The organism is Mycobacterium lehmannii (assembly GCF_001499925.1).
Classification (GTDB): domain Bacteria; phylum Actinomycetota; class Actinomycetes; order Mycobacteriales; family Mycobacteriaceae; genus Mycobacterium; species Mycobacterium lehmannii.
In genome coordinates this window covers 1-13,007 of the sequence record NZ_LQIR01000041.1, presented here as the reverse complement: position 1 = coordinate 13,007, position 13,007 = coordinate 1, and the positions used below count along the sequence as shown (strand labels likewise).

Genomic DNA, 13,007 nt, shown 5'->3' with positions numbered 1-13,007 from the left:
GAGGGGACTGCGCGCCGAATACGCCGCCACCGTGTTCAGCACCACCGAGATCGACACCATGATCGATCGATTCCAACGCATCCTGACCGCCTTCACCACCGACCCCACCCGACAACTCGTGACGATCGACATTCTCGACACCGACGAATACATCCAGCTCGACGAGTGGAGCAACCGTGCGGTATTGAGCGAGACAGTGGAGGCGCCGGTCTCGATTCCGGCAGCGTTCGAAGCGCAAGTCCGCCGCACTCCCGACGCCGTCGCACTGACGTACGACGGTTCATCGCTGACGTATCGGGAGATGAACGACCTTGCTGATCGGTTGGCGCACAAACTGATCGGACAGGGAGCAGGGCCAGGACAGCGGGTGGCAGTGTTGTCGGAGCGGTCAGCCCGGGCGGTGATCGCGATACTGGCGGTTCTGAAGACCGGTGCGGCCTATCTGCCGATCGACCCGGCTCTGCCGGCGGTCCGTCTGCAATTCATCCTCCAAGATGCTGACCCGGCGGCGGTGTGCACCACGAGTGGACTGCGGGCGCGTCTGGACGGACTGGACGTGCCCGTCGTCGATATCGATGCACCGGCCGACGAACGACCTGGAACCACCCTGTTGCCGCCGGCGCCTGGTGATGTCGCGTACTTGATTTATACGTCGGGTACGACGGGGGTGCCCAAGGGTGTGGCGGTGACTCATCACAACGTGACCCAAGTTCTGGAGTCGTTGCATTCGGATATGCCCGCGGGTCCGGGCCAGGTGTGGTCGCAGTGGCATTCGTTGGTTTTCGATGTGTCGGTGTGGGAGATCTGGGGTGCGCTGTTGCATGGCAGCCGTCTGGTGGTGGTGCCCGAATCGGTGGCCGCGTCGCCCGATCACCTGCACGAGTTGCTGGTCGCTGAAGGCGTCACTGTTCTGTACCAGACTCCGTCGGCGGTGGGGATGTTGTCGCCGGAGGGCTTGGAGTCGACGACGTTGGTCGTCGCCGGGGAAGCCTGCCCGAGTGAGGTGGTGGATCGGTGGGCGCCGGGGCGGGTGATGCTCAACGCCTACGGTCCGACCGAGACGACGATTTATGCGGCGATCAGTGCGCCGTTGGTGACGGGTTCATCGGTGGTGCCGATTGGTTCGCCGGTGCCCGGTGGGGCGACATTCGTCCTGGACGAATGGCTGCGCCCAGTGGCGGCCGGGGTAGTTGGTGAGCTGTATCTGGCGGGTCGCGGTGTGAGCCTCGGCTACCTCAACCGGTCCGAACTGACGGCGTCACGGTTTGTGGCATGCCCGTTCGGGGAGCCGGGAGCGCGGATGTATCGCACCGGGGATCTGGTGCGCTGGAATTCTGATGGGCAGCTGGAGTATCTGGGCCGGGCAGATGATCAGGTCAAGATCCGCGGATACCGGATCGAGCTCGGGGAGATTCAGGCAGTGTTGGCCGCGCTCGACGGGGTGGATCAGGCGGCGGTGATCGCGCGTGAGGATCGTCCCGGCGATAAGCGCCTGGTCGGCTACATCACCGGGACGGCGGATCCGGCCGAGTTGCGTGCCACGATGGCCGAGCGGCTGCCGGCGTACATGGTGCCGTCAGCGGTGGTTGCGCTCGAGGCGTTGCCGTTGACGGTCAACGGCAAGCTCAACCGGCGGGCCCTGCCGGCGCCGGAATATCGCAACGCCACCGAGTATCGGGCGCCCTCGAGCGCGGTCGAGGAGATTGTGGCCGGCATCTACGCCCAGGTATTGGGTGTGGAGCGGGTCGGGGTCGATGATGCGTTCTTCGATCTGGGCGGCGACTCGATATCGGCGATGCGGGTAACCGCCGCCATCAACACCGCCCTCGACAGCCATCTGTCGGTGCATGCGTTGTTCGAGGCGCCGACGGTGGCCGGGTTGGCGCACCGACTGGAGGCCGCAGGCTCCGACGATGCCAGCGCTGCCCTGTTCGAGCAGGTGCACGGGCGCGGTGCTACCGAGATCCACGCCCGGGACCTGACGTTGGACAAGTTCCTCGATGAGGCCACCCTGGCTGGTGCGCCGGACCTGCCAGGTCCCAGTGCTGAGGTGCGCACGGTGTTGTTGACCGGGGCGACCGGCTTTCTGGGCCGCTATCTGGTGTTGCAGTTGCTCGAACAGATGGAACAGGTCGACGGCAAACTGATCTGCCTGGTGCGCGCCAAGACCGACGACGACGCCCGACGCCGGTTGGACGACACCTTCGACAGCGGCGATCGGAGATTGTTGCGGCATTTCCACGGTCTGGCCGCTCGGCATTTGGAGGTCATCGCCGGAGACAAAGGCCGACCCGACTTGGGACTGGATCAGCATACACGACGCCGGTTAGCGAATTCTGTTGATTTGATTGTGGATTCGGCTGCTGTGGTCAACAGTGCGCTGCCCTACAACGAGTTGTTCGGTCCGAACGTGGTGGGCACCGCCGAGCTGATCCGCTTCGCGCTGACTACCAAGCTCAAGGCGTTTGCGTTCGTGTCGACCTCCGATGTGGGCCGTCAGATCGACCCGTCGGCGTTCGTCGAGGACGCCGACATCCGCGACATCAGCGCGACCCGGGTCGTTGATTCTGGCTATGCCAACGGTTATGGCAACAGCAAGTGGGCCGGCGAGGTGCTGCTACGCGAAGCCCACGACTTGTGCGGGCTGCCGGTGTCGGTGTTCCGCTCGGGCATGATCCTGGCCGACCCGACATATGCGGGTCAGTTGAATCTCTCGGACAACGCGACCCGGCTCGTGCTCAGCTTGCTGGCCACCGGGGTGGCGCCGGGGTCGTTCTATCAGCGCGACGCCCAGGGCAACCGCAAACGGGCCCACTTCGATGGGCTGCCGGTCGATTTCGTCGCCGAAGCCATCGCCACCCTGGGCGTACAGACCGTCGACGGGTTCGCCACCTATCACGTGATGAACCCCCACGACGACGGCATCGGACTCGACGAATACGTCGACTGGCTCATCGAAGCCGGCTACGACATCGAACGCATCGACGACTTCGACCAATGGCTACAGCGCTTCGAAACCGCACTGCGCGCGCTACCCGATAAGCAACGCCAGCACTCGGTGCTGCAGATGCTTCTGGTGCTGCTGCACAACGCCAACACGCTGCAGCCGCCGGAGCCCACCCTGGGCGCCTACGGACCGACCGACCGTTTCCGCGCCGCTGTACAGGAAGCCAAAATCGGTCCGGATAAAGACAAGCCGGACATCCCCCACGTCACCGCGCCGGTCATCGTCAAGTACGCCACCGACCTACAACTGCTCGGACTGCTGTAGACGCCTATGCCGAGCTGTCGGTCACCTTGCGTCCGCGCAAGCGATTGGGAAGCCGCATAGCCGTCTCGACGAGGCCCTGGAACTTGCTCGTCACGTCCAAGTAGTAGGTGGGCGTCAGCCGCGTAAGGAGGTCCCACGCGTAGGCGTCCGGCCCGACGAGGATGCGCGCTTTACCGGCCTCCACGCCCCGATGAATTATTTCGGCGGCCTTGTCGGGCTGGGTGAGCGAGACCGCCGCGAAATCCTTGACCATCTGCTCGCGGGTGATCCCAAGCTCCGAGCCTTCTTTGAAACGCGCATTCTGCACGATGTTGGTGTTCACCCCGCCGGGGAAGACGTTGACCGCCCTGACCCCGGTGTCCCGTATCTCGTAACGGAGTGCGTCGGTGAACCCGCGCACCGCGAACTTCGCCGCCGAGTAGGCGCTTTGGTTCGGAACGGCGGCCAGACCGAACACGCTCGAGGTGTTGACGATGACGCCCTCGCCCTGCTCGACAAGCATCGGCAGGAACGCCCGCGTCCCGTTGACCACCCCGCGAAAGTCGATGTTCCACAACCATTCTTCGTCAGCCGGATCGCCGTCGAGGATCTTGGCCGCCAAGACGACACCGGCATTGTTGAAGACCGAGCCGATGATGGTGGGGGTCCAGTCACGCACCTCCTTGGCGAAGGAGGTCTGCGCCTGGGGATCGCTGACATCGAGAACGCGTGACAACACCGGCCCCGTCAGACTGGCCTCGGTTTCCTTCAGCGCCTGCTCGTTGATGTCCGAGATCGCCACCGGGCTGCCGTGTGCCGAGAGCCGTTGAGCAAGGCTGCGACCCATCCCCGACCCGGCACCACTGATGACCGCTGTGCGACCGCTGATGGTGACCTTCGACTTAGCCAACGTTGCTCCTCGTCATCGACCCCCCTTCGGCGGTCCAGAGCGTACTCGGCTGAGCGTCGAGCCTTACATGATCTGCTGGATGTGTAGGGGACCGCAGAAACAGTAGCAAGGGCAGCGCATCGCCGCATCACCCCTCAAATCCAGCGATTTTGCCGCGGCCGCTGGCCGGCGGCAACGACCATGAATACATTCGTTCGGTTGTCAAGCCGTGGGTTGAGCGCTCTCCAAGTCCTCTGGCAACTTCGGGCGCGGAGACGGTGATCACCATGATCAGTGGTCAACGCGCTATCAGTAATATGGTTTCGCGGACTTTCGCAAACTGGACAGCGAAACGGAGGGTGCATGACTGCTCGAGTCGAGGAGTTGGAGTTTCAGGCAGAGGCCCGCCAACTCCTGGAATTGCTGATCCACTCGGTCTACTCCAATAAGGATTCGTTCCTGCGGGAGCTGATCTCGAATTCCTCCGACGCGCTGGACAAGCTGCGGCTGGAGGCGCTGCGCAACAAGGACCTGGACGTCGACACCTCCGACCTGCACATCGAGATTGTCCCCGACAAAGAGGCCCGCACCCTGACCGTCCGCGACAACGGCATCGGTATGACCCACGACGAGGTCGTCGAACTCATCGGTACGCTCGCCAAGTCGGGCACCGGCCAGCTCCGGCAGCAGTTGCGTGAGGCCAAGAACGCGGCCGCCGCCGAGGAACTGATCGGCCAATTCGGGATCGGCTTCTACTCGACGTTCATGGTCGCCGACAAGGTCGAGCTGCTCACCCGCAAGGCCGGCGAAAGCGAGGCCACCCGGTGGATATCGAGCGGCGAGGCCACCTACACCATCGAATCCGTCGAGAACGCGCCTCAAGGCACCTCGGTCACCCTGCACCTCAAACCCGAAGACACCGAGGACCAGCTGCACGACTACACCTCGGAGTGGAAAATCCGGGCGCTGGTCAAGAAGTACTCCGACTTCATCGCCTGGCCCATCCGGATGGACGTCGAGCGCCGCACCCCGCCGGAAGAAGAGGGCGGTGAGGAAACCGTCACCGTCGAGACGCAGACCCTCAACTCGATGAAGGCGCTGTGGGCCAAGTCCAAGGACGAGGTCTCCGACGAGGAGTACAAGGAGTTCTATAAGCACATCGCGCACGCCTGGGACGACCCTCTCGAGGTGATCGCGATGAAAGCCGAAGGCACCTTCGAGTACCAGGCCCTGCTGTTCATCCCGTCGCAAGCGCCCTTCGACCTGTTCACCCGCGACGCCAAGGTCGGTATCCAGCTGTACGTGCGGCGCGTGTTCATCATGGGCGACTGCGAAGACCTCATGCCGATGTACCTGCGCTTCGTCAAGGGTGTCGTCGACGCACAAGACATGTCGCTCAACGTCTCTCGCGAGATCCTCCAACAGGACCGACAGGTCACCGCGATCCGCCGCCGGCTGACCAAGAAGGTCCTGTCGACGATCCAGGAGTTGCAGTCCGAACGGCCCGACGACTACCGCACGTTCTGGACCCACTTCGGACCCGTCGTCAAAGAGGGTCTGATGTCGGACTTCGACAACCGCGACACCCTGCTGCGGATCTCGTCGTTCGCTTCCACCCACAGCGACGACGAACCCACAACCCTCGCCCAGTACGTCGAGCGGATGAAGGACGGTCAAGAGCAGATCTTCTACGCCACCGGACAGTCCCGCGAACAACTCCTGAAGTCGCCCCACCTAGAGGCTTTCAAGGCCAAGGGTTACGAGGTGCTGCTGCTCACCGACCCGGTCGACGAGGTCTGGGTGGGCTCTGTGCCCGAGTTCGACGGCAAACCGCTGCAGTCGGTCGCGCGCGGCGAGGTCGACCTCGACTCGGATGAGGACAAGAGCGATGCCGAGCGCGAGGAACAACAGAAGGAGTTCGCAGATCTGCTCGACTGGTTGAAGGAGACCTTGAGCGAGCATGTCTCCGAGGTTCGGCTGTCCACCCGTCTCACCGACTCCCCGGCGTGCTTGATCACCCCGACCTTCGGCATCACACCCGCACTGGCCCGCATGTACCGGGCCTCGGGCCAGACGGTCCCTGTCTCGAAGCGGATCCTCGAGCTCAACCCGAAGCATCCGCTCGTCACGGGTCTGCGGGAGGCGCACAAGAACAGCGGTGAAGCGGCCGCACTGAACGACACCGCCGAACTGCTCTACGGCACGGCTCTTCTCGCCGAAGGCGACCTTCCCGACGACCCGGCCAAGTTCGCCGGGCTCATCGCCGAACGCCTCGCCCGTACCGTCTGACCGCGGGCGAGCGCGCCGAACCTGGGTACCCAGTATGTGCCCTGGTCAGCGGCGTGGGAAGCCGTTGACCTCATCCCTTGTTGAGGTTCTACGGTGATTTCATGAGCATCGAAGCGGGCAGTTCGCCGCAGCCGTTATCCGTTTGCCCAGCGTGGGAAGATGGGCTAAGTGGTTGACCCCGTAATCCAGGACCTGCGCTCAGCGCCGGCCATCGCCCCGCCACCGCAACGCCGACGCGCGAGCTCGGACCTGTGGCGGATGCTGCCGTACCTGATGCCGTATCGGGCGCGCTGGATCGCGATGGTCACCGTCGCCATCGCCAGCCTGGCGGCCACCGTGTCAATCCCACTGATGACCAAGGCCGTCATCGACGGTCCGGTGCGCCATCAGGATCAGCAGGGGCTGTGGCTGCTCGGCGCCGCCGCGATGGGCGTCGGTATCACCGAGGCGGTGCTGTGGTTCATCCGCCGCTGGCTGGCGGCGCGCGCCACCATGGGCGTCGAGGCCGACATCCGCAAAGATCTTTACGCCCGGCTGCAGGTGCTGCCGATGAGCTTTCACGGGCGCTGGCAGTCCGGCCAGTTGCTGTCGCGAATCATGAACGACCTCAGTACTATTCGTCGCTTCATGTCCTTCGGCTTGCTCTTCCTGCTGCTGAACGGCCTGCAGATCACCGTCGTGACAGCCATCCTGCTCGCGATGTACTGGCCGCTCGGCGTGGTGGTGATGGTGTCGATCGTGCCGATCACACTGACCGTGCTGCACTTTCAACGGGAGTACACCCGGTTGTCGCGGCTGGCGCAGGATCAGGCGGGTCACGTCGCCACCCACGTCGAGGAGTCCGCGCTCGGGCTGCGGGTGGTGAAGTCCTTCGGACGCGAGGACTACGTCTACGAGCGGTTCGACGACCAACTCACCGATCTCTATGACACGCAGCTCGATCGAGTGTCGGTCTCGGCGAAGTTCTGGACGTTGCTCGAAGTCATCCCGAACCTGACGTTGATCCTGGTGCTCGGTCTGGGCGCCTACGCCGCGGGCGAAGGTCACGTGACCCTGGGGACCCTGGTCGCGTTCATCACGATGATGCTGTCGCTGGTCTGGCCGATCGCCTCCTTGGGCTTCTTGTTGTCGATGACGCAGGAGTCGTTCACCGCCGCGAACCGGATCACCGAGATCTTTGATACGCCAATCGATATCGTCGACGGTCCCGTGGACCAGCCGCCGAGTGGCGGGCGCCTGGAACTCGTCGACGTCGGATTCCGATTCCCCGACTCGGACGAGTGTGCGCTGCGCCACGTCACGGTCACCGTCGAACCGGGGGAGACGCTCGCGCTTGTCGGCTCGACGGGATCGGGAAAGTCGGTGCTGGCCGCGCTGCTGTCCCGGTTGTACGACGTCACCGAAGGCTCCATCCGCATCGACGGCCGCGACATCCGGGAGCTCAGCCTGCCCGCGCTGCGTGAAACGGTGGCCACTGCGTTCGAGGACCCGACGCTGTTCTCCATGTCGGTCGCCGAAAACCTACGACTTGGGAGACCGGACGCGTCCGATGACGACCTGGCCGAGGCGGTCGACGTCGCGGCCGCGCACTTCGTCTACGACCTTCCGTTCGGCCTCGACACCCGCATCGGCGAACAGGGCATGAGCCTGTCCGGCGGGCAACGACAGCGGCTGTCTCTGGCGCGTGCGATTCTGGCGGCGCCCAAGATCCTCGTTCTCGACGACACATTGTCTGCGCTCGACGTGCACACCGAAGCGGTTGTCGAGGAGGCGCTGCGCCGGGTGCTGCACTCCGTCACCGGAATCGTTGTGGCCCACCGTGCATCGACGGTCCTGCTTGCCGACAAGGTAGCGCTGCTAGAGGGTGGCACGATCACCCATGTCGGCACCCACGCCGAGCTGCTCGCTGAAGTGCCGCAGTACCGGTACCTGCTGGCCGCCGACGACGAGCTGGCCGACGGCACCGAGCGCTCGTGCGCGTGGGAGGACGCTCGGGACCGCAGCCGCCTCGACCACGCCGTCGAGGAGCAGGAGGCGCTGCACCGCGACCCGGCGCAGCGACGGTTCGCCGCTTCGGAGGCCGAACGCCGATGACCGCGACCGACACCACTGATACCGCGACACCAGAATGGCGCGGCAAGTTCGAAGAACACCAGGACGATCTGCCGATCGACGAGACCGTCGACCGACGCCGCGAGGCCCGTTCACTTCTCGGCGACCTGCTGCGCCCCTACCGCTTCACAGTCGGGCTCCTCGCCCTCGTCGTGGTCGTGGAGAACGCGGCGCGTCTGTCGGTTCCGATCCTCGTGCAGCGCGGTATCGACCGGGGCATCCCGCCGATCGTCGAAGGCGGGCCGGCCCACACGCTGCTGATGATCGTCGGCACCCTCGCCATCGTCGTGGCGGTGCAGGCCACCAGTCGGATGTTCTTCCTCCGCCGCTCCGGGCGCATCGGCCAGAAAGTGCTTCTGGAGCTGCGCCGCAGGGTGTTTCGGCACTTCCAGCGCCTGGACATCGCCTTCCACGACCGTTACACCTCGGGGCGGGTGGTGAGTCGATCCACCAATGATGTCGAGGCCATCCAGGACATGCTGGAGACCGGTTTCGACAGCTTGGTCACCGCGGTGCTCACGCTGTTCGGCACCGCGATCCTGCTCGTCGTGCTCGACTGGCGGCTCGGGTTGATGTGCCTTGGTGCCTTCCCGGTGTTGATCGGGCTGGTGTGGTGGTTCCGCAACGAGTCGGCGAGAACGTATCGGCGGGTGCGCGAAAGCGCCGCGTTGGTGATCGTGCAGTTCGTCGAGACGATGACGGGCATCAAGGCTGTGCAGGCTTACCGCCGCGAACCGCGCAACCAGCAGATCTTCGAAGACATCGCCGACCGCTACAAGGCCGACAACGAGCGCACCTTCCAACTGCTCGCGATCTTCATGCCGGGTGTCAAACTCGTCGGCAACCTCACCACCGGCGTGGTGCTGCTCTACGGCGGCTACCGCGTCCTGAACGGACAGATGACGATTGGCACGCTGACCGCGTTCCTGCTCTACCTGCGCATGTTCTTCGAACCGATGCAGGAGATCTCGCAGTTCTTCAACACGTTCCAGTCGGCGGCGTCGGCCCTGGAGAAACTGGCTGGGGTGCTTGCCCAGCGCCCGGGTATCAACGACCCGAAGCACCCCGTGACGCTGACCGACGTGCGCGGCGAGATCGCCTTCCGCGATGTGCGATTCCAGTACGTCGCCGACCGCCCGGTCCTGCCTGGGTTGACGCTCGAGGTGCCTGCCGGCCAGACCGTCGCGCTGGTCGGCACCACCGGCGCGGGAAAGACCACGATCGCCAAGCTGATTGCGCGGTTCTACGATCCGACATTCGGCTCGGTGACGCTGGACGGTGTTGACCTGCGCGACCTTTCGCAGAGCGAACTGCGCCGCCACGTCGTCATGGTCACCCAGGAGAACTTCATGTTCGACGGCACCATCGCCGACAACATCCGGTTCGGCCGGCCCGACGCCACCGAGGCCGAGGTCGCCGCGGCGGCAGAAGCCGTCGGCGCCGACCGCTTCATCGCGGCACTGCCCGAGGGATACGACACCGACGTCGCCAAGCGTGGTGGTCGGCTCTCGGCTGGGCAGCGGCAGCTCGTCGCGTTCGCGCGGGCGTTCCTCGCCGACCCGGCGGTGCTGATCCTCGACGAGGCAACGTCATCGCTGGACATTCCCAGCGAGCGCATGGTGCAGCGCGCTCTCGAGACGGTGCTCGCCGACCGCACGGCCTTGGTGATCGCGCACCGCTTGTCCACCGTCCAGGTCGCCGATCGTGTGCTGGTGCTCGAGCACGGCCGGATCGTCGAGGACGGCACACCCGGCGAACTGATCGCCCGCTCGCGCGGTCACTACGCCGCGCTGCACCGCGCATGGGTGGAGTCGCTGGCCTGAGCCGACTGCCAGCGCCGTCCAGCGGCACGTGCCAGGAGATCAGCTCGGTGATCGTCAGCGCGATGGTTGCCCGCCGGAGTTGCGGCGGGCCCCACCGCGCCGCTTCAACCACAGCATGCGCTCGTCGCCGGTTCTGGTTGTGTCTTGGCGCCGCACGCCGATTCGGATGCCGGCAGGACGAGTTCGACGCGGATGGCAGCGTCGTGGTCGCCGGCGAGTTCGGCGACCACCGAACGGGTCTGCTCGTAGCTGGTGGCCAACAGGAGGTTGGGTGCGCGACCGTAGCTCTTGGCGCCGATCGCATAAAATCCTTCCTCCGGATGGGCCAGTTCCGCCGCGCCGTGCGGAGGCACCGATCCGCACGAGTGCACGTTGGGGTCGATCAGCGGCGCCAGCGCCCGGGTGCTCTCCACCCACGGGTCGAGGTCGAGGCGGACCTCGCGCAGGAAGGAGAAATCGGGCCGGAAGCCGGTTGCCGCGATGATCTCGTCGAACGGACCGACCTCGCGCCCATCGGGGGACACCAGCACGACGCCCGACCCGACGAGCTCAACTCGTTCGGTCCGGAAGCCCGTCTCCAGCCGCACCCGGCCGCTGTCGACCAGCCGGTGCGCGTCGGCGCCCAGCCTGCCGCGCTCCGGTAGCCGGGGATCAGCCTCGTTGCCGAATAGGTTGTCGTTGGCTCGGCGCACGATCCACGTGATCGTGCTGCCGACGGCTTCCCCTGCCAGGACCGACAGCTCGCGGACGACGTGCTTGGCGGAGTGTCCGCTGCCGACGACGGCCACTCGCCGGCCTTCGTAGCGGCTGCGCTCGGTGCCGAGCACGTCGGGGATTCCGTAGTTGATCTGCCCGGCGGCCTTCTCCTCGCCGATAGCAGGGATACCCTCGGCCCCAATCGGATTCGGTGTCAGCCAGGTCCCCGTCGCGTCGATCACGGCGCGTGCGGGTGTTCGGGTGACGCCTGCCGGGCCGCTGGTGGTGACGATGAACGGGCGGTCGGTGCGGTCTTCGTGGCGCAGCTTGTCGACGCCCAGCCGGGTGATGCCGATGACACGTTGACTCAGCTGGATGTGGGGTGCGATAACCGCCAGCTGTGCCAGCGGCCTCAGATAGTCGTCGACGATCTCCGCTCCGGTGGGATAGGCGGCCGGATCCGGTGAGCGCCAGCCGTTGGCCTTCAGCAGACGCTGCGCAGCGAGGTCGATGTTGGTCCGCCAGGGCGAGAACAGCCGAACATGCCCCCAGCTCCGGATGCTGGCCGCGACCGATTCCCCGGCCTCGAAAACGACGAATGGAAGACCGCGTTCGGACAGGTGGGCCGCGGCCGCCAGGCCGGTCGGGCCGGCACCGAGAACGGCGATCGGAAGTTGATGCGGCATGGTGATCCCTCCTAATGGGCTTGTTCGTCTGTTCTGACGAGCTGCGGGGGATATGGATGCATGTCGGAGTCACTGCATCCTTTCGGAGGTACCGTCGTCTGTACTCGGTAGGAGTGGCGACTACCGACAGGGGATCGACGATGGAGCCGACTGAGGTGATCACCGAGGCCAAGCCAACAGACGAGGTCTGGCGACGGTTCGGCGGGGAAATCCGTGCATTTGTCGGGCGCCGCGTCGCGGACCCGCATCACGCCGACGACCTCGTCGCAGAGATCATGCTGCGGGTTCACCGCGGCCTGCCCACCCTCGATGACCGTGACCGGCTCGCGGGCTGGCTGTTCCGGATCGCCCGCAATGCGATCATCGATCACTACCGGCGCGTCGGTGCGGACCGCGAAATGCTGGAGTCTTCACCCGGTGACCGGCTCGCCAGCGACGTCACCAGCTATGACGACGATCACCGCGTGCATCGAGAATTGGCCGCGTGCCTGCGGCCCATGCTTGATCAGCTGTCGCCCGAGTACGGACGGGCGCTTCAGCTGACGGATATCGACGGCGTCACCCAGGCCGCCGCCGCCGAGTTGGAGGGAATCAGCCTGCCGGGCATGAAATCTCGGGTACAGCGTGCCAGGAAGCAGCTCGCCGCTTTACTCACGAAGTGCTGCGCACTGACCCTGGACGCGCGCGGGATGCCGATGGACTACACGCCGCCGCCCAACTGCGAATGCACGGCATGATCGACCTTCTGGTTAAGTGGCCGGCCCCATCGAGCGCGACGTTGCTCTATGGGGCCGGGCCGGTCAGGCGGGGTTAGCAATTCCGTCTCTCGATGTTTCGCATGGTCATCTGGAAGGTTTGGTTCCAGTAACGGGCGTTCTGCGCATCCCCCTGCTGCTCGTAATGGAGGGCATTCGCCCGGGCGTCGTAAGCCGCGTTATACAACGCACCGCATGAGCCATCTCGTGGCTTGGCTTCCGCCACGCCCGTTCCGATGCCGGTCAGCGCCAGAGCCATAGCGCTCGCCGCTACGGTCTTCGTCGCGAGTGCACGAATGTTCATCATGGATTCCTTTCGGTTGAGCGGTCCGTTTTCCGCTTCCGCCATGTACAGACGGCGGAATCCCGGAAAGGATGCACTCAGCCGCGGGAACCCCGCCGAATCTGAAGAAATGCGCGAGATTCGTGCCTTCGGTTCAGGGGGTCGATGCAACAGCACTCGTTTTGATTGAGGAGTGTTGTTGTGCCGCTTCCACCTCTTGCCTC

General features: G+C 65.0%; 8 protein-coding genes. 5 read left to right on the top strand and 3 right to left on the bottom strand.

Annotation, left to right across the window (positions count from 1 at the left end):
* Positions 1-3,271, top strand: a 3,271-nt coding sequence (locus tag AU192_RS19250) for a non-ribosomal peptide synthetase (RefSeq protein WP_120275721.1), incomplete at its 5' end; no start/stop codon positions are given.
* Between the two features lie 4 nt (positions 3,272-3,275).
* On the opposite strand, the gene AU192_RS19245 is transcribed toward AU192_RS19250, so the two are convergent.
* A complete protein-coding gene (locus tag AU192_RS19245) occupies positions 3,276-4,160 on the bottom strand; it encodes an SDR family NAD(P)-dependent oxidoreductase (RefSeq protein WP_064399090.1) in 885 nt (294 codons plus the stop codon).
* A 342-nt stretch (positions 4,161-4,502) separates the two neighbouring features.
* Between AU192_RS19245 and htpG the strand changes: the two genes are divergently transcribed.
* From htpG to AU192_RS19230, 3 genes are all read left to right on the top strand, one after another.
* Entirely contained in the window at positions 4,503-6,428 is a 1,926-nt protein-coding gene (gene htpG, locus AU192_RS19240; protein ID WP_064399088.1) for a molecular chaperone HtpG, read from the top strand.
* Between the two features lie 168 nt (positions 6,429-6,596).
* Positions 6,597-8,522, top strand: a complete 1,926-nt coding sequence (locus tag AU192_RS19235) for an ABC transporter ATP-binding protein (RefSeq protein ID WP_064399087.1) — start codon at positions 6,597-6,599, stop codon at positions 8,520-8,522.
* Positions 8,519-10,363, top strand: coding sequence for an ABC transporter ATP-binding protein (locus AU192_RS19230; protein WP_064399085.1), 1,845 nt, complete (start codon positions 8,519-8,521; stop codon positions 10,361-10,363). The genes AU192_RS19235 and AU192_RS19230 overlap by 4 nt, the downstream gene beginning before the upstream one ends.
* Before the next feature lie 104 nt (positions 10,364-10,467).
* On the opposite strand, the gene AU192_RS19225 is transcribed toward AU192_RS19230, so the two are convergent.
* Positions 10,468-11,745: an FAD-dependent oxidoreductase gene (locus tag AU192_RS19225; protein ID WP_064399083.1), complete on the bottom strand. Its 1,278-nt coding sequence runs from the start codon at positions 11,743-11,745 to the stop codon at positions 10,468-10,470.
* 155 nt (positions 11,746-11,900) lie between these two features.
* Here AU192_RS19225 and AU192_RS19220 point away from each other — a divergent pair, with 155 nt between their 5' ends.
* Positions 11,901-12,482, top strand: a complete 582-nt coding sequence (locus AU192_RS19220) for a sigma-70 family RNA polymerase sigma factor (RefSeq protein WP_242656980.1) — start codon at positions 11,901-11,903, stop codon at positions 12,480-12,482.
* Positions 12,483-12,555: 73 nt separating this feature from the next.
* On the opposite strand, the gene AU192_RS19215 is transcribed toward AU192_RS19220, so the two are convergent.
* Positions 12,556-13,007, bottom strand: a 452-nt coding sequence (locus tag AU192_RS19215; RefSeq protein ID WP_207544958.1) for a hypothetical protein, incomplete at its 5' end; no start/stop codon positions are given.